This window comes from Listeria farberi, assembly GCF_014229295.1.
GTDB lineage: Bacteria > Bacillota > Bacilli > Lactobacillales > Listeriaceae > Listeria > Listeria farberi.
Genome location: NZ_JAARZL010000001.1, coordinates 524,281 through 546,475 on the forward strand (window position 1 = coordinate 524,281; position 22,195 = coordinate 546,475).

At 35.2% G+C, this 22,195-nt stretch carries 21 protein-coding genes and 1 pseudogene; 20 read left to right on the forward strand and 2 right to left on the reverse strand.

The features are described from left to right. Nucleotides 1-17: 17 nt before the first annotated feature. From glmS to HCB38_RS02640, 7 genes are all read left to right on the forward strand, one after another. On the forward strand, nucleotides 18-1,823 hold the full coding sequence (gene glmS / locus HCB38_RS02610) for a glutamine--fructose-6-phosphate transaminase (isomerizing) (protein WP_045553507.1): 1,806 nt from the start codon (nucleotides 18-20) through the stop codon (nucleotides 1,821-1,823). Between the two features lie 112 nt (nucleotides 1,824-1,935). After that, nucleotides 1,936-2,673, forward strand: a complete 738-nt coding sequence (gene ribC, locus HCB38_RS02615; RefSeq protein ID WP_185637466.1) for an FAD synthetase RibC — start codon at nucleotides 1,936-1,938, stop codon at nucleotides 2,671-2,673. Nucleotides 2,674-2,758: 85 nt separating this feature from the next. Next, nucleotides 2,759-3,238, forward strand: coding sequence for a DUF6530 family protein (locus HCB38_RS02620; RefSeq protein WP_003765864.1), 480 nt, complete (start codon nucleotides 2,759-2,761; stop codon nucleotides 3,236-3,238). Between the two features lie 13 nt (nucleotides 3,239-3,251). After that, nucleotides 3,252-3,590: a GIY-YIG nuclease family protein gene (locus HCB38_RS02625; RefSeq protein ID WP_185318194.1), complete on the forward strand. Its 339-nt coding sequence runs from the start codon at nucleotides 3,252-3,254 to the stop codon at nucleotides 3,588-3,590. A gap of 149 nt (nucleotides 3,591-3,739) precedes the next feature. Next, nucleotides 3,740-4,135, forward strand: coding sequence for a DUF4064 domain-containing protein (locus HCB38_RS02630; RefSeq protein WP_185318195.1), 396 nt, complete (start codon nucleotides 3,740-3,742; stop codon nucleotides 4,133-4,135). 247 nt (nucleotides 4,136-4,382) lie between these two features. Then, nucleotides 4,383-5,951: a leucine-rich repeat domain-containing protein gene (locus HCB38_RS02635; protein WP_185637468.1), complete on the forward strand. Its 1,569-nt coding sequence runs from the start codon at nucleotides 4,383-4,385 to the stop codon at nucleotides 5,949-5,951. Nucleotides 5,952-6,651: 700 nt separating this feature from the next. After that, entirely contained in the window at nucleotides 6,652-8,541 is a 1,890-nt protein-coding gene (locus HCB38_RS02640) for a MucBP domain-containing protein (protein ID WP_185637470.1), read from the forward strand. On the opposite strand, the gene HCB38_RS02645 is transcribed toward HCB38_RS02640, so the two are convergent. Beyond that, nucleotides 8,538-9,197, reverse strand: coding sequence for a Crp/Fnr family transcriptional regulator (locus HCB38_RS02645; RefSeq protein ID WP_185318198.1), 660 nt, complete (start codon nucleotides 9,195-9,197; stop codon nucleotides 8,538-8,540). The two genes, HCB38_RS02640 and HCB38_RS02645, sit on opposite strands and share 4 nt — an antisense overlap. A gap of 263 nt (nucleotides 9,198-9,460) precedes the next feature. On the opposite strand from HCB38_RS02645, the gene HCB38_RS02650 reads away from it, so the two are divergent. Genes HCB38_RS02650 through HCB38_RS02670 form a run of 5 tightly spaced genes read left to right on the forward strand, consistent with a single transcriptional unit; the run spans nucleotide 9,461 to nucleotide 13,760 of the window. After that, nucleotides 9,461-9,838, forward strand: coding sequence for a GntR family transcriptional regulator (locus HCB38_RS02650; protein ID WP_185318199.1), 378 nt, complete (start codon nucleotides 9,461-9,463; stop codon nucleotides 9,836-9,838). After that, a complete protein-coding gene (locus HCB38_RS02655) occupies nucleotides 9,822-10,511 on the forward strand; it encodes an ATP-binding cassette domain-containing protein (RefSeq protein WP_185607596.1) in 690 nt (229 codons plus the stop codon). The genes HCB38_RS02650 and HCB38_RS02655 overlap by 17 nt, the downstream gene beginning before the upstream one ends. Then, nucleotides 10,508-11,212, forward strand: coding sequence for a hypothetical protein (locus tag HCB38_RS02660; RefSeq protein WP_003727183.1), 705 nt, complete (start codon nucleotides 10,508-10,510; stop codon nucleotides 11,210-11,212). The genes HCB38_RS02655 and HCB38_RS02660 overlap by 4 nt, the downstream gene beginning before the upstream one ends. A gap of 14 nt (nucleotides 11,213-11,226) precedes the next feature. After that, complete coding sequence (locus HCB38_RS02665; RefSeq protein ID WP_185637472.1) at nucleotides 11,227-13,227, forward strand: ABC transporter ATP-binding protein/permease; 2,001 nt, start codon at nucleotides 11,227-11,229, stop codon at nucleotides 13,225-13,227. 29 nt (nucleotides 13,228-13,256) lie between these two features. Next, entirely contained in the window at nucleotides 13,257-13,760 is a 504-nt protein-coding gene (locus HCB38_RS02670; protein ID WP_003731229.1) for a hypothetical protein, read from the forward strand. Nucleotides 13,761-13,877: 117 nt separating this feature from the next. Here the strand turns inward: HCB38_RS02670 and HCB38_RS15195 are convergent. Next, nucleotides 13,878-13,949, reverse strand: a pseudogene (locus HCB38_RS15195) (hypothetical protein); the annotation flags it as partial. Between the two features lie 188 nt (nucleotides 13,950-14,137). On the opposite strand from HCB38_RS15195, the gene HCB38_RS02675 reads away from it, so the two are divergent. The 8 genes from HCB38_RS02675 (at nucleotide 14,138) to HCB38_RS02710 (ending at nucleotide 22,143) form a co-directional block, all read left to right on the forward strand. After that, nucleotides 14,138-14,920, forward strand: coding sequence for a DeoR/GlpR family DNA-binding transcription regulator (locus HCB38_RS02675; RefSeq protein WP_185618538.1), 783 nt, complete (start codon nucleotides 14,138-14,140; stop codon nucleotides 14,918-14,920). A gap of 151 nt (nucleotides 14,921-15,071) precedes the next feature. Next, nucleotides 15,072-16,001: a nucleoside hydrolase gene (locus HCB38_RS02680; RefSeq protein ID WP_070006258.1), complete on the forward strand. Its 930-nt coding sequence runs from the start codon at nucleotides 15,072-15,074 to the stop codon at nucleotides 15,999-16,001. An 18-nt stretch (nucleotides 16,002-16,019) separates the two neighbouring features. Beyond that, the gene (locus HCB38_RS02685; RefSeq protein ID WP_069888252.1) at nucleotides 16,020-17,438 is read left to right on the forward strand and encodes a PTS transporter subunit EIIC; all 1,419 of its coding nucleotides are present in this window, start codon (nucleotides 16,020-16,022) and stop codon (nucleotides 17,436-17,438) included. Between the two features lie 60 nt (nucleotides 17,439-17,498). After that, complete coding sequence (locus tag HCB38_RS02690; protein WP_185618537.1) at nucleotides 17,499-18,317, forward strand: purine-nucleoside phosphorylase; 819 nt, start codon at nucleotides 17,499-17,501, stop codon at nucleotides 18,315-18,317. 18 nt (nucleotides 18,318-18,335) lie between these two features. After that, complete coding sequence (gene add, locus HCB38_RS02695) at nucleotides 18,336-19,352, forward strand: adenosine deaminase (protein WP_185618535.1); 1,017 nt, start codon at nucleotides 18,336-18,338, stop codon at nucleotides 19,350-19,352. A 119-nt stretch (nucleotides 19,353-19,471) separates the two neighbouring features. Continuing rightward, a complete protein-coding gene (locus tag HCB38_RS02700) occupies nucleotides 19,472-20,293 on the forward strand; it encodes an SGNH/GDSL hydrolase family protein (protein WP_185637474.1) in 822 nt (273 codons plus the stop codon). After that, nucleotides 20,265-21,170 carry an ABC transporter ATP-binding protein gene (locus tag HCB38_RS02705; RefSeq protein ID WP_185318208.1) on the forward strand — a complete coding sequence of 302 codons (906 nt, stop codon included), beginning with the start codon at nucleotides 20,265-20,267 and terminating at the stop codon, nucleotides 21,168-21,170. The genes HCB38_RS02700 and HCB38_RS02705 overlap by 29 nt, the downstream gene beginning before the upstream one ends. After that, nucleotides 21,163-22,143: an ABC transporter permease gene (locus HCB38_RS02710; protein ID WP_185318209.1), complete on the forward strand. Its 981-nt coding sequence runs from the start codon at nucleotides 21,163-21,165 to the stop codon at nucleotides 22,141-22,143. Before HCB38_RS02705 ends, HCB38_RS02710 begins: the two co-directional genes overlap by 8 nt. Nucleotides 22,144-22,195: the final 52 nt, after the last annotated feature.

A 22,195-nucleotide genomic window follows, 5' to 3' on the forward strand; every position in this document is an offset into this window, starting at 1 on the left:
TATTGGAGGAATTTATTATGTGTGGAATCGTTGGATATATTGGAACAAACAATGCAAAAGGTATTTTATTAGAAGGACTTGAAAAATTAGAATATCGCGGTTATGACTCAGCAGGAATCGCCTTACAAAACAAAGACCTAGTAACAGTTGTAAAAGAAAAAGGACGGATTGCAGACCTTGCTAGCCTTGTACCAAGTGATGCATTCGGTACAACCGGAATCGGACATACACGATGGGCAACGCACGGTAAACCAAATCACGAGAACGCTCACCCGCACCAAAGCAAATCAGGCCGTTTTACGATTGTTCATAACGGTGTAATCGAAAACTATACACTTTTAAAAGAAGAATATTTAAAAAATCATTCATTTATTAGTGATACAGATACAGAAGTAATCGTGCAGCTTATTGAATTATTTGCTGAAAATCTTTCTACAAAAGAAGCCTTCAAGAAAGCTTTATCATTACTTCACGGTTCATATGCCATTTGCTTAATTGACCAAACTGATACAGAAACACTTTACGCAGCAAAAAACAAAAGCCCGTTACTAATCGGAAAAGGCGAAAATTTCAACGTTATTGCAAGTGACGCAATGGCTGTTCTTAAAGAAACCGATGAATTCGTGGAAATTATGGATAAAGAAATCGTTATCGTTACAAAAGACGGTTTTACATTAGAAACATTAGAAGGGGAAGAAGTTAGCCGCGCAAGCTACACTGCTGAATTAGATGCATCTGACATCGAAAAAGGCACATACCCACACTATATGTTAAAAGAAATCGACGAACAACCAGCAGTAACACGTAAAATCATCCAAGCTTACCAAAATGAAGCTGGGGAAATCAATGTTGATCAAACAATCCTTGATGAAATTTTATCTTCTGACCGTATTCATATAGTCGCTTGTGGCACGAGCTATCATGCTGGTTTAGTCGGAAAAAATTTAATCGAAAAAATGGCGAAAATTCCTGTAGAAGTACATGTTTCTAGTGAGTTTGGCTATAATTTACCGCTAATGTCTAAAAAGCCGTTATTCATTTTCATTACCCAAAGTGGGGAAACTGCGGACAGCCGCCAATGTCTTGTAAAAGTGAAAGAACTGGGCTACCGGACGTTGACATTAACGAACGTACCAGGCTCTACGCTTGACCGTGAAGCAGATCATTCGATGTATCTCTATGCTGGACCTGAAATTGCGGTTGCATCAACAAAAGCATACACCGCACAGATTTCGGTTTTAGCAGTACTTGCAGTTTCACTTGGTCGTGAAATTGGTGATGCTGAAGCACTTAGCATTAACTTGGCTGCTGAATTAGGTATCGTTGCAACTGCTATGGAAGCAATGGTTTCTAGTAAAGAAGTAATCGAACATATTGCTGGCGAATACTTAGCGACTTCTCGTAACGCTTTCTTCTTAGGTAGAAATATCGATTATTTCGTAGCGATGGAAGCAGCACTTAAACTAAAAGAAATTTCGTATATTCAAGCAGAAGGTTTTGCAAGTGGGGAATTAAAACATGGTACTATTGCGCTTATTGAAGACGGTACACCAGTTTTAGCACTTATCACGCAAGAGTCAATCAATTGGAATATTCGTGGAAATGTAAATGAAGTCTTAGCGCGTGGAGCAAAAACTTGTGTATTTGCAATGGAAAACGTTGCGCAACCAGGTGACCGCTTTGTTATTCCACAAGTACATCCATTATTAACACCACTCGCAAGCGTTATCCCGTGTCAACTATTAGCTTATTACGCAGCACTTCACCGTGACTGCGATGTTGACAAACCAAGAAACTTAGCAAAAAGTGTCACAGTAGAATAAAATATTCAAGGCCTTTTCGAAATTAGAAAAGGTCTTTTTTTATGCAATCAATAAATTTGCACGATGCCCTTGTTATACTATAAACTTAGAGAGGAATGGGGGAAATCAGCCAATGGAAGTATCACACGTAACACTCGAACCAAATAAAGATAGTCGCCCCGCAGTATTAACAATCGGTAAATTTGACGGCGTTCATCTTGGTCACCAAACCATTTTAAATACAGCTTTATCCATCAAAAAAGAAAACGAAATTTTGACTGCTATTAGTTTCAGTCCACATCCGCTTTGGGCTTTAAAACAAATCGAAATATACCGCGAAATGCTCACACCAAGAATGGAAAAAGAACGCTGGCTCGCGCATTATGGTGTAGATTATCTCATCGAAACAGCTTTTACACCAAGGTATGCGGAAACCACGCCAGAAGAGTTTGTTACGGACCATTTGACCAATTTACAACTATCGCATATCATCGTTGGTTCTGAGTTTAATTTTGGAAAAGGGCGCGATTCTGATGTGGATTTACTGCGGGACCTTTGTAAGCCCTATGGTATCGGCGTCACTTCTGTCCCAGTGATTGAAACAAACCAAACAAAAATCAGCTCCACGAACATTCGAGCTTTTATTCGGCGCGGTCATTTCCTAGAAGCTGAACAACTTCTTGGTCACCCGTGGTACATTACCGGAATGGTAGAAAATGGTGAAATGGTCGGCTTAGATGATTATGTTCTTCCTGCAACCGGCACTTATCAAACCGACAAGGACCTCGTAAAAGTTACAAATAGTCGAACCATCAAAGTAGACCTGCCAGACGGACTACAACAATTACATATGAAAAATAAACTTTCCTAGTCATTAGGAAAGTTTTTCTTTACATTTTATAAAATTAGTAATATACTAATTTAGTAAATTACTAAAATTTAAAAGGAGAAATCTAATGAAGATTCCAACTACCTTAAAACATAAACCAGTGATTGTTGCCGAAAATTACGAAGAAGTAGACGGTAAAAGTGCGTATCACTCGGATGCTAAAGGTCTTTCACTTGGACTTGCACAGTGGAACGATCGCGGAAAAGTAGATATTTCAGCTAAAGTTTGGCGTCATACGGGAGATAAATGGTCGCGCCAATCTGAAGAGCTTCCTTTACATCGCGTACTTGACTTAGCTATTTTAATTGCAAGAACAAAGGTTCATTTCAAAGATGCTTATCGTCTACCCAATTTTTACGATAAAGAAAATCCAACGCTTGACCGTATCGGCTTGCAAGGGGATGCACTGACTATTGCTGTTTGTGAAGATAACGAGTATATCGACGAAGACATTCAATTATTTGAACAAGCATTAAAAAATGATGATGAACTCCTCAGCGAACGCCTCAAGACACTTAGCAAACTTTTACAAGAAGCAGGGTATTAAGGATGTGAAACAAATGGATAAAGAAAACCGCAAAGAGCTGATTCGCGCATATAAAGAAAAAGCGCCTGACGCTGGAGTATACCGTTTTATCAGTACAAAAACTGGCAAATACTTCATCGATAATACAATGGATTTAAAAGGAATAGCCAATAAGCTTGCTTTCGGAGTGAAAATTGGAGCGGGAAATATGCTGCCACCAGAAATGGCCAAGGAAGCAATTGAACATGGTATTGACACTATTCAATTTGAAATTCTTGAAAAAGTAGACATTAAACCCGAAATGACAAAAGAAGATATTAAAGAAGAAAATGATGTTCTACTCAGTTTATGGCTAGAACGCGAAGATATTTAAGACCTCTCCAGACGAGAGGTCTTTTTTAAAGAATTGAAATTGTACAATAAAAAGATAATTTAAATAAAAATACACTAAATGTCTACATTTTTCGTGTGAATTAATGGTATACTAATAAATGACTATTTAAAAAGGGAGGTTTTAACAACATGAATCCAAGAAAACCAGAATTCATTCTAACATTAATAGCAGGAATTACAGGTATTATCGCTGGTATTACAGGAATCGCAGGTGGAGGTCTTCTTGCTGCTTTATCTGGTAGCGAAGAACTATCTGGCGCAGCAACAATGTCTACTACTGATACAGAAGCACTTGCTGCTGCCGGTGGTTTTGCTGTAATTTTATCTGCAGTCGCTTTAGTCATTGGTATTGCTTTAATTGTTTTCGCAGTATTAATCAAACGTAATGCGAAAGTATTTGGTATTTTAACGCTAGTAGCTGGCGTAGGTGGTTTCTTCTTAGTTAGCTTACTATGGATCGTTCCAGGTGTACTTGCAGTTATCGCAGGTATTATGTGTCTAGCGAGAAAAGTACAAACTTTCTAAAAGGGGCCTTAGGAAAAATAGATTGTAACAATTTGAGAAATCATTTTGTTTACAGTCTATTTTTTTACTAAAAAACTACTAAAAAATCAGTATGTATGTATTAAATTTCGTATTTTATCCACATTTTTAATTTAATTTAGAAAATGGAGTCTAATATTAGCACTTAATAGTTTTGTATTGATTGTATAATAATTAATGCGAATTGCATATATAATCGTTTATACATCTAGGAGGAATGATTAACTAAATGAAAAAAACAATAACAATGTCGCTACTAGTCATATCTCTCATCTTAATTGGTTTTATTAGTTCTCCAAATGCCAATGCGTCCGAAAAAGATATATTAACATCACCGAAGCCAATAAATGAAGTTTTTCCTGATGAAAATTTGGCTAAAATAATAGCTGAAGTGACCTATAAGAGTAGTTCAGCAGATGAAGTATCTCAGGCAGATTTAGATAAGATTACAAAGTTAGATGGTAGCAACTCAGACCGAATGCCAGGACCAATAATTTATTCTATAGAAGGTGTAGAATATCTTCAAAATTTATTGGAATTTAATATCTCTGAGCAGTCTGTAAGTAACATTTCACCGCTAGAAGGATTATCACAGTTAGAAACTGTATATATTTCGGAAAATAGAATTAGTGATTTATCACCACTCAGTAAATCTCCAAACATAAAAATATTACACGCATCGGGTAACAATATAAGTGATATAAGTGCACTTAGCTCATGTCCAAATATAAATGTGTTAGAACTAAATAATAATAGTATAAGTGATATAAGTGTGTTAAGAGATTTTCCAGCAGACCAATTTGTTTATATTTATTTGGATAATAATAGAATTGAAGATATTAGCCCGCTTGCTGGTAAATCATTTCATCAATTAACGCTTAATGATAATGAAATAAGTGATATTAGTCCATTGAGTATGATGACATTATACTCAGAGTATTCATGGACAGATAACTTTTATATTGACATTAGTAACAACCACATTAGTGATATTAGCTCATTAAAAAATGCTGACCTTGGCAAATTAGATTACTTTTTCGCAGAGGATCAGAGTATTATCAATCAACCCAAAGCTTTTTCTACAAATTTCACACTGGAAAATAAAGTAAAAAATATCGATGGAACACCTGCGACACCGCAGAATATTAGTAATAATGGTATTTATTCAGACGATATCTTATCTTGGCAACTTCCAAGCTTTGTAGCAAATCTAGATTATTCTTTTTCTGAAACAACTCAAATTGGCAGATCGACAGGGGAATTTAGTGGGAAGGTCACACAATCCCTTGTTGAAGGGTATACAGTAACCTTTGACAATGAAGGAATACTATCTGCAGAGACTTTTGCCAGTGATGAATTAGTAACTGAGCCCACAGAGCCTAGTAAAAACGGGTTCAAATTCACTGGTTGGTACGATGCAAAAACTGGTGGCAAGAAATGGAACTTCACTATAGATAAAATGCCAGCAAACAATATGACACTATATGCTCAGTATGAAGAACTAACAACAGATCCAGTTACCCCAATAAATCCACCAGAATCAACAGAACCTAATAATCCAGCTAAACCGGCAGAAACAGTTTACTCCGAAGAGTCAGGAAATCTGGAAATTAAGGAAGAACAATCTGGAATTACAACGGCATCAGAGACCGCTACTTCTTTAGATGACTCAAAACAACAAACAGAATTAGAAAAAAGTACATTACCAAAGACTGGTGACACTAACTTGTACTTGGTGCTGATTGGTCTATTATTTATTGGATTTGCTGGTTTACTTTGGAAGAAAAAACATATTTAAACCATTTAAAAAGACGATAAACCGAGGTTTATCGTCTTTTTTTATTAACCATTATTCGGAATTACAGATGATTTTTTCTCCAAAAAATAATGGCAGAACTTAAAAAGAACATTCCTACTAATGAAGAAATTAATGGACGCTTATCACCATTTTTTGAAAGTTTTGGCATATCTATCGTGCATGAGTCTGCTTTTATTATAGATTTATTATAATTTATGAGTTGATTTTAGTCCTTTTCTATATTATCGAAGCACTAAAATCAGACTTGAAAACTGCATATAGTTTCTTAAATGTGACTATTTAGTGACTAATTATGAAAATCGCGAAAAAAGGGGATGTTTAAATTAAGACATGATTTTAACTGTTTTGCAATTATTTTGGATGCTCTTGAGGATGAAGGGAACTATTTGGAAAGTATTAATTTAAACTCTTTTTCGAATAGTAAAACAAGTAATATCAATGTATTGTATGCTTTTAATTCTCAGGATAATCTTTTTTGTCCGTGGCAATTATTTTCGATTTTTTGGGTGGATTTGTCAAAGGAAAATACCTGGAATTCAAAAGGGTCGCGGATTTTATGGTGCAAAAAGTTCAAAAAATGTTCACAAATGGTGAATTTAGGTACCTTATAAGGCATTTTAATACTATTGTTTAGCGTATAATTTTAGGAGTAATCAAAAACACTGGAGGTTATACACTAATGAAAAAAGCTTTTCTTTGTCTTTCTGCTGTTGTTCTCTCATTAAATTTTGTTTGGGGTCATCCTATTTCTGGAGTAGCATCAGAGACAACAAAAGAAACAAATCAACCAATTAATTTAAATCAAAGTAATACAGATATTGTTACTTCTGAAGATTTAGGAAGTCAAGCGTGGTTAATCAATGAGGTAAATAGACAATTAGCGCCGAAAAAAGTCGGTGTTGATCTAACTTTTGAGGATTTGGCTAAGATTAAGACCATTTCTTTAAGCAATAGGTCGCTTACGGGAGAAGTCCCACCAGAAATTAAAAATCTAGTGTCTCTCGAAAAACTGTTACTATATAGTAATAATTTATCAGGGGAGATTCCTAGTGAATTAGGTGAATTACAAAAATTAACAGAACTGCGCTTAGATTATAATCAATTCTCAGGAAAAATTCCGGATGGCCTTGGAAATATTCCTTCCATCGCTTTGCAAGGTAATAAATTAGTCGGGCAACTACCTTTAAGTTTGTATGAAAATAGGACTGGCGCAAATGAAGTGAATGTTTCAGGAAACCAAGTGACGATTAACAGTCAAGCACCAGAACCAAGCGTTTATTCAGCATATACGTTTATTTATCCAGCTAGTACACCAGAATATAGTGGGCATATTAAAGCAAATAATTCTTTTATTTCTAATCTAACTAATGATATGACACTTACACCATTTAAAAAAAATAGTACTACATTTATTAATTTACAAGCAGTATTTATGTTTGACACGGAATTGTTTGATGGACATGATGTGACGCTTACTGATATGAATGATGGTAAAGTACTTTATGACGGGGTGCTCACTTCAGATGTAAGCATTCCATTAACTAATTTTAAATCAGGTATACACGTCATTAATGTAGTTCTTGATCATGCGACTAACAACCCTCAAACCCAAGCCTCTTTTTTAATTGATATTTTACCAGTTAAAGCAAAGGATCTGACGGTTACGTATGTGGATGAAACAGGAGCAGAAATTCATGAGCCGCAAACAGTAAGTGGTAATGTAGGCGATGATTACGATGTGACGACACCTGAATATGAACTATCAATTGATAAATATGAACTTGATACGGACCAACTCCCAGGAAATGCGACCGGTACACTTAGCTTAGACGAGCAAACGGTCACTTATGTATATAAAAAAGCAGACGGCGCACCAGTCACTGTAAAATATGTAAACCAAAATGGCGAGGAACTAACCACTTCAGATATGTTAACAGGGAAACTAGATGATACGTATCAAGCTGGAGCAAAAGAAATTGCTGGATTTACATTAGATGAAAGTAAACTACCAGCAAATGCAAGTGGCGTATTCGAAACAAACGCGCAAACAGTCACTTATGTTTATCAAGCAGTACCTGCGAAAATTAAAGCACACGATTCGACGATTTATGTAGATGATGCATGGAGCGGAGAGGACAATTTTGATGGTGCGATAGATTCAGTCGGTACCGCTGTTTCCTTTAGTGAGGTGCAAGTGGACGGTAAAGTTGACACCACGAAAGCAGGTATTTATCCGGTAACTTATAGCTTTGGTGGCGAATCAATAACGATTAAGGTAACGGTTAAAGAAAAAGCTATTCCAGCGCCCCCAGTTACACCATCAAATCCTGTCATTCCAGAAAAATCAGTCAACGAAACTACACCAGTTACAAAACACCAAGCAACAGTTGAAAAGACTGAAACAATAAAAATAACGCCAACCCAAAGCGAAAAACCAACTATAGCTGAAAAATTAAAACTTCCAACTACTGGCGATAAACTTTGGGATAGCGTTTTGTATAGTATGTTTGGTTTAATGTTTGTATTTGCAGCTCTTAGACTATTACACCGTAAGCACAAACAAAATTAAATATCTAAGGAGTCCTTATCTATCCGATAAGGGCTTTTTTTATTGATTAAGAATTCTTCTTCCACAAGTTCTGTTAGTAAATTGGATATGTTTGGCTGGGTTGTGCGGCAATATCTTGCAAGGACTGACTGATTGATAAAGTTTGGTAACACCATTTCATTTCTTTCTTCATCTTCAGTACCCATCTCTACAGCAAGATTTTCTAGAGCCATGTAAATCCGTTCTTTAGGCGTTTTTGCAATCATTCCAAGTAGTGCATAGTGGCGAGCAAAAACATCCGCAATACTTGTTAAAAGAAAATCATTTACATCAGGTTTGATTGATAATATGTTGAGTAAAAAGTCAGCATCTATTTTATAGAGCATTAAATGTTCACTCATGACAGTAATACTATGTTTTTTCTTTGGATAAGAGGAAAATGCATCGATTCCTAAAACATTATATGGAAGAACAAAGATGGAAATGTAGTTTGTTTTTCTTAAATTATCCTCTAATTCAACTGCAGCATAGCCTTCCACGATAAAAAAGATATTTTTCGCTTTTTCTTCTTCAAAAATTATTTTTTCATTTACAGTATAGGTTTTCTTCGTTACATATTTATAGTAATCTGGAAATTCTTTTAAATAACCAAGCACAGTGTTAAGTTTCTCTGGCATTATAGTTCCCCCTTATTTTAAAATAATTACCATTTTATTATACGCTATTTCTTAAAAAAAAGAATTATGAACAGTTTGTGACATTGTTTAAATCGGCTTATTGTATACATTTATAATCAAAAATTTTTTTTGGAGCAATAAAAAAAGTCTTTTAGGTATATTTAATGTATAAAAGGAGCGATTTTCATTTGATATAGTACATTCATAGCCAGTGTGACCCAGGTGGTACGGTGATACGGACAGACAGGCGAAAGGAGGAAATTATGAAGTTTGATGATAGTAAACCCATTTATAAACAAATCGTTCATTATATTCATACAGAAATTGTTACAGGAATTTACAAAGCTGGTGACAAGCTACTATCTGTAAGAGAATTAGCAACAAAGTTAGAAGTAAATCCGACAACCATCCAGAGAGCTTATGCGGAACTGGAAGAAGCGGCAATTATTTTCACCGTTCGAGGTACTGGTAAATATTTGACAGAAGATAAGAGGAGAATTGAGCAATTGGAAAATGACATCGCAAAACAACTTACCGAAAATTTTATCAATGAAATGAGTAAACTAGGAATTGATAAAGAAAAAATTATTGCTTGGGTGAAAAAAGTAGAGGGGGCTGAAGCAAATGCTAGTGGGAAATAATATTGCTAAATCATATCCAAATAAACTAGTGTTACAAAACTTGAATTTCGAAGCAAAACCAGGCGACATGATTGTACTCACTGGTGAAAATGGTAGCGGCAAAACAACTTTGCTAGATATGTTGGCAAATTTGAAAAAACCGGATAGCGGTACATTAGAATTAGACAATGAATTTTTTACTACAAATGATATCCGCCAGAAAATTGCATACTTGAACAATGAACTTTACGCTAAAAAAAGTACTACTATAGAAGAATTTATGAAACAACATGCACTTCTTTTTGAAAACATGGAGTTAGATAAGTGGGAAAGACTACTTTCTAAATGGAGCATTAATAAACGGCTAAAACTTGGTGAATTATCGACAGGCATGTTGATGAAAGTAAAGATTGGCAGTGTATTAGCAAGAAAAGCCAAAGTATATCTCTATGATGAGCCTTTTGCAAGTATTGATATTATGGCTCGTTCAGAAGTAATGAAAGCTATTATTAGCGAAACAGAACCCGATGTTATCACGATTATTTCTTCGCATCATTTAGAAGGTACGGAAAAATTATATAACAAACTTTGGTTAATTAAAGATAACACATTAAAAACGATAGAAACAGAATCTTATCGCGAGGAAACAGGCAACTCATTAATCGATTTCTATAAGGAGGAAATGAACAAATGACAAAAATTATTACTTTTTATTTAAAACAAATTAGTCCTATTCTTTTGATTGGACTTGCAATTATCTTAGGGCTGAACTTTCTAGGGTTCACAATGAATCTGCTGGAGGGATCGGATTTGCTTTTTAGAGCGATTCGAGGAACTACGGTGATGAGCTTAATTCTAGTTCTTATCACTACTTGGAAAATCACGAAACTCGACACATCGAAAGAAAACTTAACGCTCGCTTCACTTTCTGGATTTTCGGAAACAAAGAAATTTTTTGGAAAACTATTTGCTGCTTATTTATCAGCAATAACAGTAATTTTACTTCAAAGTGCCTTTATTTGGTATTACGGTTTTGAAACAGGACGTATGGAAGCAGGCGATGCGTTATCGTTTGTATCTGGAACGCTGATGATGTTCTTATTTATCGCTATGTTTGTTTGTTACTTCGTTATTCCGGTAGGGTGGTTAAAAGATCATGTGAAAGCAAGTTCTCTTCAAAAAGCGGCAGTTATTCTACTTCTTTTTGCTATCCTAATTGTCAATTTACTAGCTGAATACTACTTGCATATTTATAACAGTGCTGGAATCATTTCCATTTTACCTAATGGACACTTTGATATTTCCCTTCTATCTATTGTTTGGAATATTGGCTTATGTTCAGTGATTGCAGGAAGTTACATCTATATGAAATCAAAAAAAATGGATACTATTTGAAAGTAGGAGAATAAATGTTAGAAGTTAAACACCTTAAAAAGTCTTATAAGTTAGGAAAGAAAAACGAAACACCAGTTTTGAAAAATATCAATGTAACCATTCAAGACGGAGAATTTGCAGCAATTATAGGAAAGAGTGGTAGTGGGAAGTCTACGTTACTAAATATTATTAGTGGACTTGACACTGACTACGAAGGTCAAGTTTTATACAATGGAGAAAATTTACAGGATATTGATTTAGATGCATATCATTTTAATCACATCGGCTTTATTTTTCAAAGCTTTCATCTAGTCAATCATATGTCAGTCATTGAAAATGTAAAAGTTCCTTTATATTTGAATCCTGAATTATCAGAAAGTGATCGAAATGCGAGAGCACTTGATTTGCTGAAACAAGTTGGACTAGAAGACTTTGCTAGTAAAAAACCAACACAACTATCTGGTGGACAAAAACAAAGGGTGGCGATTGCAAGGTCTCTCGCTAATAATCCAGATATGATTATAGCAGATGAACCAACTGGAGCACTCGATAGTGTTACATCAGATGAAATTATTAAACTGCTTAAGGATTTAGCAGCAAAAGGTACAACCGTTATTGTTGTAACCCATGATTTAAACATTGCGGACCAAACTGATGCAGTATTACGCTTAGCAGATGGAGAAGTAATTTCATTTGAAAGAAAAAAAGAAGTCATCCAAAAAGTTAGTCACAAAAACGAAAAAAAGTTAAGACTAAACTGGTGGGCTACTGCTAAAATTTCTTTTAAAAGTTTTTTCAATAGAAAGTTTAGGAATTTGCTTGTAGCACTTGGAACCTCGATTGGTATTATCGCTATTTTGTTAGCATTTGGACTTGGAAATGGAGTGAATCAAAGTCTTTCAAAGATTTTTGGAACAACTTTTTCACCCAATCAGATTACGACTTATTATAAAGAAGATGGTGGCTCGAAATCACCTGAACCTACCACTCCACTAACAAGTAGTGAGATTAAGAAAATTAAGCAGCTGTATGAAGATGAAAATATTACAGAAATATATGAACGCACTACTGTCCAAGGCATTAAATTTGAATACGATGGCGAATACTTGAAAGGTATTTCTGGTGAAATGCAAGAAGCCAACTTTAAGCCATCACGCTATGAAGATTTGACTGTCAAAGATGAATATCTTCTAAGCGGGAAAATGGTAACAAGTGATGAAGCCGGAGCAGTTATCCCTTCTAATGTAGCAAGAGCAATTCTTGGAAAAAAGGATTCTGATGAATTAACAAAAAGTGATGGTGATAAACTTATTGGTAAAAAAATAACCTTAGTTTATGCCGGAAGAAATAGTGACACAAAAAATACTGTCAAAATAGAAACAACTATATCTGGTATTACTAACCCATCTAAAGAAGGCTTTGCTAGAGGATTTGATGTTTCAACAAAAACAATGAACGACTTTATTAAAACAACTGGTATTGAAAAACCGATTTTATCTGTGGATGCATTCACAAAAACAACAGCACAAGCAGAAGAAATCGTTGAAAAATATGAGGATGACAAAGACTGGGCGAATTATTCGATTACTAATGCGAATGCTTTCGTAGATACATTTAGCCAGTTTACCGATATTATTGTGTACTTGATTGCCTTTATTGCAGGTCTTTCGCTTGCAGTTGCTGGCGTGATGATTGCTATTGTGCTTTATATCGGTGTGGTTGAACGAACAAGAGAAATCGGTGTATTCCGAGCAATTGGTTATCGTAAACGTCATATTCGCGGACTTTTCATGATGGAAGCAAGCTATATTATTATTTTAGCTAATGTACTATCAAGTCTTGTCGCTGTAACAATTGCAAAAATAGCTAGTCCTATTTTAGAAACGAAAATTGGCTTTGAAGATATGATTCACATTTCGTTCTGGAATTTCCTTGTCACACTCGCAATAACAATTACAATTGGCTTTATTTTCTCGATTTATCCAAGTAATAAAGCAGCAAAATTAGATGCAGCAGAAGCTTTAAGATCAGAATGACCCAACTAACAGAAAAGAGGAACTTAATAATGAAAAAACCACTAAAAATCAGCTTAATCGTCGTAGGAATTGCAGTAGTAATATTTGCAGGAGTAATGTTATCCTACCGTTTTATTAAATCAATGGATGTTACTGAAAATGCCGAAATAAACAAATCAGCTACAGGAGATCATGTATTACTTGCAACTCAAGGTAGTAAATTTAAAGACAGTGTAATGGACCAAGTGAAAAAAGACATGGAAGGTAAAAACGTACATGTTTCCATTATTGATACAACAAAACTAGACAAAGTAAAAGCAGATGATTATGACAAAGTAGTTCTATTCACTACAGTACAGTCCGATGATATCCCAGAAAACGTAACCACTTTTATGAATGACAATAAAGATAAAAGTATCCATATTGCAGTAACAGCAGATTCTGGTCGCTGGGATGATAAACCGAAAGATATTGATGCAATTTCCGAAGCATCGAAAGCAGAAAACAAACAAGATTTTGTCGACGATTTAACAAAAGCAATCGTAGCAGAATAAAAATAGCAGAAGAGGCTTGGACATAAGGGGCGCTAAAATCCCCTATGTCCAAGCCTCTTATTTTTATATTACTGTCATTTAAATAAAGGAATGAAAAGATACTCGAACTTGTTTGTTGTTTTTTACACCAGCATGAATTAAAGCCTCAATTGCTTCAAATGCTTCTTGATAGTGTTTGGAAGAAATGAAATAACCTAAATGAACCAGCAGAGAACCCAAAGTTATTTTGATACAAACCTGACTGATTGATAATACGTAAGGATATGTTAACGGGCGCTAACGAGTTAGCTTTTTTGGATATAAATGATTAAATTCATACAAACTTTAACCGAAATAAGGTATACTAACTTTAGTATTGAAGAGAAAAGGAGAATTAGATGGGAAAAGTCGAGTCAAGAAGAAATAAAATAATTGAAATATTAAATGAAAATTCGATTTTGTCATTGGCTAACTTAGCTGAATTTCTTAATGTAACGACAGAAACAATTAGAAACGATTTGAAATCCACACAACTCGCTGGAAAAGTAGTTCAAGCTCATGGTAGTGTAGCTATTGCTCATACCACCATTGCTAGAGATGTCCCATACTCATTTAGAAAAGAAATTAATTCAAAATCTAAAAGTAAAATAGCGGATAAAGCATGTCAATTAGTGAGTCCAGGTCAAGTAATCGCCATTGAACATAATAGCATTTCAGTTATGCTTATCCATATGCTTAGTAAATATCCACAGTTGTTAAATAATATTACTGTAATTACGAATTCCTTTAGTATTATGCACTATGTTCAAGAGAAAAAGATAGAGCTTTCTATTATTTTTTTAGGCGGAACTTTTAGCTTAAACCAAGAAAATTCTTTCGGTTCAATGACTATCCATCAAATGAAAAAGCTAAAAGCGGATATTTCTTTTATAAGCCCAGGTGCGATAGATGAAGATTTAGAAATTACCGCTTATAAAGAACAAGATGCCGATTTGCAAAAAGCAATCATGAAAAATTCACAAAAAAATATTCTGCTTATAGAAAACAGTAAGTACCCAAGTATTGCGATGTGGAAAGTAAATCATGCAACGGATTACGATACCATTATTACAGAAGTGGACTTTACTACAGAGCAGTTAGAAACTTTATCCAAGGCAAAAATAGAGATTTTAAATATTTAAAAAAAGATAAATTGCTAAAAACCAATTTATCTTTTTTTTGGTTTTTAATTTGGTTAAAACAAAATATTATTTGACAATAACCAAATTAATGTTATTATGAATTTAAGGAAAGCGCTTTCTATAAAATATTAAGGAATGAGGATTTATAAGAATGGATAATAGCCAAATTTTAAAAATGTTAGAAAGACCATCAGGAAAGGTTGATGTTGTATTAGATACAGATACATTTAACGAAATTGATGATCAATATGCTTTAGCCTATATGATTCAGTCAAAAGAAAAATTTAATGTGGTAGGAGTGTATGCAGCACCATTTTTAAATCATCATTCTAATGGGCCGAAAGACGGTATGGAAAAAAGTTATGAAGAAATTCTTAGGGTTTATAAATTATTGAACCGTCCAGAATTAGAAAAAATCACTTTTAAAGGATCAGTTGATTTTTTAGTTAATTCAAAACCTAAAATGAGTGATGCTGTCCAACATTTGATTGAGTTAGCATTAGCGCATAGTTCAGAAAATCCTCTTTATGTCATTGGAATTGCCGCTGCTACTAATATTGCTACAGCTATTTTACTAGAACCAAAAATAACAGAAAATATAGTTGTTTTATGGTTAGGTGGACTGGGCTATGAATGGCATAATAATTTATCCTTTAATTGTCGACAAGATTTAGTAGCTGCTCGAGTTTTACTTGATACCCCGATGCCACTAGTTCAGTTTCCAGGGATGGGAGTTATTTCTGCTTTTGCTACAACCGGGCCGGAGTTAGAGTATTGGTTAAAAGGAAAAAATAAATTTTGTGATTATATGGTGACAAGAACGGAAGAAGAAGCGAAAATAACTAATCTAAAAAATGGTGGAAAGGTTTGGTCACGGGCATTATGGGATGTTGTTCCTATTGGTTGGCTATTAGGTGAAGAATTTATGAAAGATAAATTGGTTAATAGTCCCATTATGCAAGATAATCATTATTACAGCCAAGACTTTAGACGCCATTTTATAAAATATGTTTACTTTGTTGAAAGAGATAAATTAATGGAAGATTTATTTGAGAAACTCGCCAAGATTGACAATAATTAGAAATGGAGAAAATTGCATATGGGAAAATATGATAAATTAAATGCGTTCATTATTGAAAATGTAGGTGGAGATAGTAATATAATTGCGTTAACACATTGCGTGACTAGATTACGTTTTACACTAAAAGATGAAAGTTTAGTTAATAGAGATGCTCTGATAAATCATGAAAAAATTATGACTGCTCAATCTGCAAATGGTCAATATCAAGTAGTTGTTGGTATGCAAGTTGGAGAAATCTATCAAGAAATGTTATCTAAATTATCTATTTCGAATACTAATGAGGAAACTAGCACTAATGATTCTACTAATAAAGATAAGAAAACATTATTAAATCGTTTCATTGATACAATAACTAAAATCATTACCCCTACACTTGGAGTAATGATTGGTTGTTCTTTGATTTTAGGTGTGGAGTCACTCTTAGTTGCCTCTAAAGTAATTAGCCCAGGGGATGGCGCATTTGTCATCTTAAATGCAATTGGTTATGCTTTGTTTACTTTCTTTCCAGTTATCTTAGGGTACACTAGTGCAAAAACATTTAACTCAGATCCATTTATTGGGATGATTGTTGGTGCTTCACTTGTTTTCCCAAATCTACTTAATGATTTAGTTGGACCAGAGGCAATCTACCAGTTGTTTAATGGTACTTTTCTTCAGATGGATATTTATAGTGATTTTCTAGGTATCCCTATTATTTTTCCAGCGAATGGATACACATCAACAGTTATTCCTATTATCTTCTCGATGTTCTTTCTATCGAAATTTGAGCATTTTATCAAAAAAATTATTCCTCAATCATTACATTTCACCTTTGTCCCATTTCTTACTTTAATTATTGGTGTTCCAGCAACAATTTTAGTATTTGGTCCAATTGCTAATATAGCAAGTAGTATTATCTCTAGTGCGATTTTAGCTCTGTTTAGTTTCTCACCAGTTGTAGCAGCCTTGTTCGTAGGTATTCTTTATACACCACTGGTTATTCTTGGATTACATTGGCCATTAGTTGCCATAGGAATAAATAATCTCGCAACAACAGGGACCGATTATTTATTGCCAATGATTTTTACAGCTCCATTAGCTCAAATGGCTGTCGTATTTGCAGTTTATTTGAAAACGAAGAATCCAGATGTTAAGAAAATTTGTGTTCCTGCAATGGTTTCTGATTTCTTTTGCATCATTGAGCCTTCAATTTACGGAGTTACCTTACCAGTGAAAAGACGATTTGTTTTTACTTGTATTGGAACAGCGATAGGGGCGCTTATTATTGCAGTAGCTGGAGTTCATAATTTTGCTAGTACAATTGGTGTTTTAGGAATTGGTGGGTTTATCAATCCTCAAACAGGCGATGTTTCTTATGTGATTGTTGTAGCATTAGCTTCACTAGCAACAATGTTAATTTCATTTTTATTAGCCTTCTTTACTTTCAAAGAGGCATAGTAATTAGCCAAGCAAGAAATTTCTTGCTTGGCTTTGTAATAAATAACAAGGAGGAAAATGATGCAACTAGCAACTGAAAAAATGAAGGAAACGATTTTCTTTCTCCAAACAAAAGGTATTAAAAAAGTAGCCTGTGGTTTAGTTTTAGGATCTGGTTTAGGTGATTTAGCAGAAGAAATTCAACATAAAATAGAAATTCCGTATCAAGACATTCCTCATTTTCCAGCAACAACAGTGGTTGGACACAGTGGAAAGCTTATTTTTGGTGTCTTATCAGGGAAAACTATTTTGGCATTACAAGGGCGCTTTCATTTTTATGAAGGGAATCTAATGTCTCAAGTTATTTATCCGGTTCAAATAATGAAAGCGTTAGGAGTGCAATCACTAATTGTGACCAATGCTTCAGGTGGAGTGAATAGGAATTTTGCTGTAGGAGATTTGATGGTAATTACTGATCATATCAATTTTATGGGAGCGAATCCTTTAATAGGTGAAAATCAAGCAGAGATTGGTCCGCGTTTTCCAGATATGTGTCAAGCATACTGCCGCGACTATATTGAAAAAGCGCACTTAGCTTCTAGAAATTTAAATATTCCTTTAAAAGATGGTATCTATATGGCGTTTTCCGGTCCGAGTTATGAAACTCCTGCAGAAATACAAATGGCGAGAAGGCTAGGGGCAGATGCAGTTGGGATGTCAACCATCCCAGAAGTAATAGCAGCTAATCATGCAGGAATAAAAGTGTTAGGAATTTCGTGTATTACGAATTTAGCAGCAGGTTTACAGTCGAACTTAAATCATGAAGAAGTAGTAAAAACAACTCAGCAAGCAAAAATTGGCTTTGGTATGCTCATCAAAGAAGTATTATATGATTTGTAAGAAGGGAGGCGACTATTAGTGAATGAGCAACAAGTTAAAAAAATACCTAAAGTAGAACTTCATTGTCATTTAGATGGTTCCATTCGGCTAAAAACGCTTCGTAAGCTTTATGAGTTACAAGGTAACCCTTTAATGTTATCAGAAGAAAAGTTACAACGAATGACAGTTGCTGCTAATCGATGCAGTTTAACAGAATATATTAATTGTTTTAGATTAGTTTCAGCAGGTTTACATACAAAAGAAGCGATATATTTAGCTCTTTTGGATTTAGCAGAACAAGCAGCACTAGAGAACATTATCTATATTGAAATTAGGCTATCTCCTATACACCTAGTAACCACTAACTTTTCAATGGAAGAAGTTGCTGAGACTTTAATTGACGGGAGCCGCGTTGCTGAAAAAGTTTATTCAATAAAAATAGGTTTGATTTTTTGTTGTATGCGTAGACAATCTGAGCAAGCTAATTTAGCAGTAATTGATGTAGCTAAAAAATACTTAGGAAAAGAAGTAGTAGCAATTGATCTAGCTGGTGATGAAGGAAAGTATCCTACAAAAGACTATCAATCATTATTTTCTTATGCTAGCCGAATAGGTATGCCTTACACGATTCATGCAGGTGAAACTGGTGATTTAACAAGCGTTTTATTAGCATTGGAATTCGGAGCTAGACGCATTGGTCACGGTATAGCACTAGCTCAATCAAAGAAAGTGATGGAACGAGCAGCTAAACAGCAAGTATTGCTTGAGATGTGTCCAGTATGTAATATTCAAACAGGGGCTGCACAAAACTGGCAAAGCTATCCTGTAGAACTTTTTCATAGAAACGGAATTCAGATTTGTTTTAATACGGATAATCGTACAGTTTCCAATACAACACTAACGAACGAATATTTACAAGTGAATCAAAATAGTTTTACTTTATCAGCAGAATGGATACTTAGGCAGACTGAAATAGCATTGGATTATTCTTTTATAGATGAAGATAGTAAACGGATGCTAAAGGAAAAATTAATTTTACCAAACAATATAATATGAAATAGCATAAAATTAGCACCTATGCGAATGATATAGGTGCTTTTTTACTAGGTGCTTTTCGAGAATGTCTGGTATACTTAGTCCTAAATAAACCTCATAATAAGGCAGGTGATTAGTCAATGAAAAAAAGTAAAACAGTTCAATTTTTGCTGTTTTTTTCAGTTATAGCGTTTATTCTAAGCATTATTGGTGTTGGTTCCATCTGGTTAGGGCAAAAAAATCATCAAGCAAATAATACAAATTCAGCTGCAAAAAAAGATATTACTGTAACGAAAAAACAAGATACCTTTAAAATAACGGCGCTCGGCGACTCACTTACATATGGCGTTGGTGATACAGAAGGCGGCGGGTATGTCCGAGTGGTGGAGAATTTCTACAAACAAAAAGAGAAAAATGTCGAGAACGTCAATCTTGCTATTAGCGGGGCGAAATCAGGACAACTACTCAAACAATTAGAACAAAAAGAAGTGCAAAACCAAATAAAATCAGCTGATGTAGTCTTAATGACAATCGGCGGCAATGATTTATTTCGCGGCGGGGAAGCACTGGATGATTTCAAAAGTGATGCGATTAAACAAGCCGAAGCAAGTTATACGAGCAATCTAAAACAAATTTACCAAACGATACGAAAATTAAATTCATCCGCGCCAGTTTTTCATATTGGGCTGTATAATCCGTTTATGTCGTTAGAAAATGCGAGCGAAATGTCAGCGGTTGCGAATGAGTGGAACATGCAAAGTCAAAATCTATCGCAAAACGAGAAAAATATCATTTATGTTCCGACTTTTGATTTATTTCAGCAAAATGGGGCTGCTTATTTAGCGAGTGATAAATTCCATCCAAATCACGCTGGATACCAGTTTATCGGTAATCGGGTGACACAGGTTATAGAGACGGGAGGAGGAGAAGACGATGACGGAGCGAGCACTTCAAGTAACTAATCTGCATAAAAAAATTCGTAAACGAGAAATTATTAAAGGGATTTCTTTTGAAGTAATGCCCGGAGAAGTTTTTGGCTTTCTTGGACCGAATGGAGCTGGCAAAACAACGACGATTCGAATGATTGTCGGCCTAATTAAACCAACATCTGGAACGATTTTAATTGGTGGGAAAGATATCCGGAAAAATTTTACCGAAGCAATGCGAGGTCTTGGTTCCATCGTAGAAAATCCGGAATTTTATACATTTTTAACAGGACAAGAAAATTTAGCGTATTTTGCCCGAATGGATTCTTCGATAAAAAAAGAACGCATTCAAGAAGTAACCGAGCTAGTGGGGCTAGAAAAACGGATAAATGACCGAGTTTCTACTTATTCACTTGGTATGCGCCAACGTTTAGGCATTGCTCAAGCATTACTTTCCAGTCCGAAACTATTAATTCTTGATGAACCAACAAATGGTCTCGATCCATCTGGAATTCATGAAATGCGCGACTTTATCCGTGCGCTTGCCAGAAATGAAGGTATTAGCGTACTTGTGTCTTCTCATTTATTAAGTGAAATTGAACTTTTATGTGACCGGGTGGCGATTATGACGGACGGGACGATTATTAAAACCGATCAAGTTTCACATCTTCTTAGCTCTCGCGCACAATTACGCTGGCGGGCGACTCCTTTTGAACAAGCTAAAGTATTTTTGGAAAGTGTAACCAAAGTAGAAGTGGACGGCGAATACCTCGTGACCGCAGTGAATGAACATAGCGCCGAATGGAACGAACAGTTGGTTGCAAAAGGCATTCAAGTCCATGAAATTGACAAGAAAAAACCATCTCTCGAAGACCTGTTTCTTGAGTTAACAGGAGGTCATTCGATTGATTAATTTAGTTTATAATGAACAATTAAAACTTTGGCGTAAAAAGCGACTTATCGTTATTTTGGTGCTAGTGGCAATTATTGTAGCGATTTTTACGTACGCACAGTTCCGGCAGCATCAAGAAGATGAAAAGCAAGCTGGGACAAGCGATTGGCATGTGCAGACCCAGCAACAAATCGTCGACCTTGAAAATAGACTCGGTACAGGCCGTCTTCCCGAAGAATATCAAAAATATTTCAAAGTGCTTGTCGGGCAACTACAATATTACTTAGATAATGACATCAATCCCAACGCCCCTGGAGCACCAACTTTCTTAAAAACATTCGTCGAAAATGGTATTAGTTTATTGTTTCCACTTTTTATTATGGTTATAGCAGCCGATTTAATCAGTGCTGAAACAAGTGCGGGAACGATGAAGTTTCTGCTGACAAGGCCTGTGAAGCGATGGCGGATTTTGACGAGTAAATATATTTCAATGTTGCTCTCGATTTCCGCAATTATGGTATTATCCGCCGTTATTGCCTATCTGATTTCTGGGATTGTCTTTGGTTACGGTGGCTGGGATGCACCAGTTCTCACCGGGTTTGGGATGAAAGATGGCGCTGTGACCACAATGGACGTGTACCAACTGCCGGTTTGGCAACTACTACTCATGGAGTTCGGACTCGCATGGTTTGTCAGTGTTGTGGTCGGCGTGTTAACAATGTTTGTATCCGTGTTAGTTCGCTCCACAGCAGCGGTTATGGGGATTATGCTTGCCTCCCTTATCACCGGAACGATTTTAACCAACCTCGTCAGCTCTTGGCCGAGCGCGAAATATTTATTTATGGTTAATTTACAACTAACGAATTACTTGAACGGCTCCAGCCCACCAGTTGAAGGCATGACATTGAGTTTCTCGATGATTGTGTTAAGTGCGTGGATGCTAATCGCATTCGTTTTATCCTATTTTATTTTCACCAAAAGAGATGTGTATTAAAGAGCGCTTAGTGGCGCTCTTTTTTGCGACTATTAAAAGTTACTTACTTTTT